This window comes from Hyella patelloides LEGE 07179 (assembly GCF_900659865.1).
GTDB lineage: Bacteria > Cyanobacteriota > Cyanobacteriia > Cyanobacteriales > Xenococcaceae > Hyella > Hyella patelloides.
The window spans coordinates 1-3,124 of record NZ_LR214207.1; the positions used below are offsets into that span (position 1 = coordinate 1).

The following is a 3,124-nucleotide window of genomic DNA, read 5'->3' on the forward strand; positions in this document are numbered from 1 at the left end:
TGTGCTTAATTTTGTGGGTATTGACGTGGATTATAGTTTTAGCTGGTTTTTGAGGATTACGCCATCGAGGAGCAGGACCTCTTTTTCCTTTTTTAATAATGGGCTTGCCTTTGTGTAAAGGAATTAACCACATTTTTCCTGTTTTATAAGCTCCCTCAACTCTACCCTGAATTAGAAGTAATCTTAACCTAGCGGTGGAGATATTGAGAATCTTTGCTGCTTCTGTAGTACCTACTATCATTAAACTGTAATGGTATCGCAATAGTTTTTTTATCATAACGAATAAGCAGCTTTACTTTTAATTTTTAATAAATGTTTTAATCTCCGCTTGTATTACTGAATTGATTTCCCTACGGCTAACACCGCATTTTGACCACCAAAGCCAAAACTAAAACAAAGAGCATTGTTAATCTTTTGCTGTTGTGCTTCTCTAACCACATTAATACCAAAATCTAATTCTCTTAATCCTACACAGGGCGGTAAATATCCCGATCGCAGAGCCATTAAACACCAGGCTACTCCCATTGCTCCTGATGCACCTAAAGTATGTCCTGTTGCACCTTTAGTTGAACTTATAGCTACAGAATGATTAAACAGGTGTTGGATTAATTTCGCTTCATGGCTGTCATTTAACTTAGTGCTTGTGCCATGAGCATGAATATAGCCTATATCATTGGGTGTTAAATTACTGCGTTGCAAACAGCTTTTAATGGCGATCGCAGAACTCGTTCCTGTTGGTGCTGTAGTACTACTAGCATCACAAGTTAAACCAAATCCTTTGACTACTCCATAAATTTTGGCACCTCTACTGCGAGCTAGTTCAGCAGTCTCCAGAACAAATACTGCACCACCTTCTCCTAATACCAAACCTTCTCTATCACGATCAAAAGGATAACAACCAGTTTTAGCTAATGCTCCCATTCTGGCAAATCCCGCCAAACTAAGCTTAGTTACGGGGGTTTCTACTGCTCCTGCAATTACTCTTTGACATTCTCCCGTTTGAATTAATTCTGAGCCTCTTGCGATCGCAAAAATTCCCGTGGCACAAGCAGCCATCGGTGATAATACTGGTGCAGTAGTTTCAATGATTCTAGCTGCGGAAACCGCACTTTGATGAGGCAAGATATTAAGCCAGTTAATAGATAGGATGTCTAAGGTATGGGGTAAAGATTGACGGGGTGAAGGAAAGACGAGGGGACGAGAGCAATCTAGGTTAAAGTTTGATGTTATTATTTTTTCCCAAATATTTTGACAGCCACGACTTGAACCGATAGCAACACCACATTCTGGTAGAGGAGTTTGTAGATTGGCATCGCTAATAGCTGCTTTAACAATTAATTTTGTGAGGGGAGAAAGTTGGCTAGGAGTATCATTAATCAACCCTAAAGGATAGGTAGGTAATTCAGGAAAAGGCTGTTGCATTGCGATTCCCGATTTACTTGCTAAGATACCAGCCCAACTTTGAGATAAAAAACCGAGACAGGATTGTAAGCCTATCCCAGTAACTACAACATCCATACTTTGAATGAGTAACTAAGAGTAACTGATTATTTATTGCAGATTTTCTGTACCTTCAATAACTTTGGCACTTTCAATGCGATCGCCTTGATTTATGCCATTCACTACATCCATACCCTGTACGACTTTACCAAATACGGCATAGTCACCATCGAGAAATTCTAAGTCTGCAAGGGCGATATAAAACTGAGAAGAAGCAGAATCAGGTGGTGCAGAACGAGCCATTGCCAAAGCACCACGCTCGTGTTTTAAAGCTACATTGGGAGAACTCACACCAGCTTGTTGTCCTAAGCCTTTACTGTAGGTAGGCTCGCTGTCTCCTTCTAATTTAATTTCTAAAGGAATTAAGCGTTTGCTTCCTGATTCATCTACATAGCCCCCAGTACCTAAACGAGATACGGGAAAATTGGGATCTTTTCCTTGGGGGTCGCCACCTTGAGCAACAAAGGGTTGAGGTGATTTAATGACACGGTGAAAGACCAAACCATCGTAAACACCTTTCTGGACTAAATCAACGAAATTACCAGCAGTGATGGGTGCATCTACGCCATTAATTTCTAAAATGACAGGCGAGCCATTAACAGTAAGTTCTACCTTCGCCATGCCTTCAAGTCTCGGTAAATTATCAGTCATTTCTTTACTACTGGTATTGGTTGATACTGGTTCTATTTGAGTATCTGATAGAGTATCAGACGATGAGGATGCATTTGTTGGGAAACTATTGCACCCAGTTAGTAGCAAACTACCAAGGAACATGACTAAAATTAGGTTGGTTAATAAAACTTTGTTGTTTGTTACCATCGTTTTCGTTCCTGTGTGAATGCAGCAAAATCAGTCTTTAGTAGTGTATCTTTTTTGAGAGATTAATTTTCAGCAATTAAAATGCGATCTCTTGTTTCGCCCTTTGTAGTATTCGCACTTCCCGCAAAGCACTGCTTGTTGTTATCCCTTTTCTGTCAGTTTCCGAGCTTTACTAATAGTAATTCAAGGATTACTGCCTCAGCTAAAACAGCAGCACCAATAGCTCAAAGAGCCTTATTCTCAATGCCTACAAGCAGTAGCACTCAACTTGTCTCAAGCTTTTATCAACTTCTTTGAAGGTAGAGCTAAGTTTCCTCGGTTCAAAGCCAAACATCACAAGCAATCCATTAGCTATCCTCAGAACGTCAAAATAACTGAAGGATATATCAAATTTCCCAAGCTAAAGTTAGTTTCCGCTCAAATATCCCAGACTATACAGGGAAAAATCAAGACTGTAACCGTCTCTCAAGTACCTTCTGGGAAATACTATGCTTCGATTTTGGTAGATGATGAAACTGATAAACCAGAGATTAGCAGTGAGACGGGGCTTATAAACTGCCGAACTAAATTCGGCAGACAGCCCCTTGGCAAAGTAATCGGATTAGATGTTGGTATTACCGATATTTGCGTCACTAGCGATGGCTCTAAATATAACAATCCTTGTTGGTTCAAAAAACATCAAAAGAATCTCAAGCGGAAGCAGCAAAAGCTAGCTCGTCAACAAAAGGGTTCAACTAATAGAAGCAAAGCAGGCAAACTGGCAGCCAAAGTCTATGGAAACAGCAATTCTCATTTTGAAAAAAAA

3 protein-coding genes and 1 pseudogene are annotated in these 3,124 nt (G+C 40.0%); 1 reads left to right on the forward strand and 3 read right to left on the reverse strand.

Annotation, left to right across the window (positions count from 1 at the left end; genetic code table 11):
• From H1P_RS32195 to H1P_RS32205, 3 genes and pseudogenes are all read right to left on the reverse strand, one after another.
• Positions 1-241: pseudogene (locus H1P_RS32195) on the reverse strand (helix-turn-helix domain-containing protein); the annotation flags it as partial.
• Between the two features lie 92 nt (positions 242-333).
• A complete protein-coding gene (locus H1P_RS32200; RefSeq protein WP_144875393.1) occupies positions 334-1,518 on the reverse strand; it encodes a beta-ketoacyl-ACP synthase in 1,185 nt (394 codons plus the stop codon).
• Positions 1,519-1,551: 33 nt separating this feature from the next.
• Positions 1,552-2,319, reverse strand: a complete 768-nt coding sequence (locus tag H1P_RS32205; protein WP_144875395.1) for a peptidylprolyl isomerase — start codon at positions 2,317-2,319, stop codon at positions 1,552-1,554.
• A gap of 268 nt (positions 2,320-2,587) precedes the next feature.
• On the opposite strand from H1P_RS32205, the gene H1P_RS32210 reads away from it, so the two are divergent.
• The coding region (locus H1P_RS32210) for an RNA-guided endonuclease InsQ/TnpB family protein (RefSeq protein WP_246142046.1) at positions 2,588-3,124 on the forward strand (537 nt) is incomplete at its 3' end.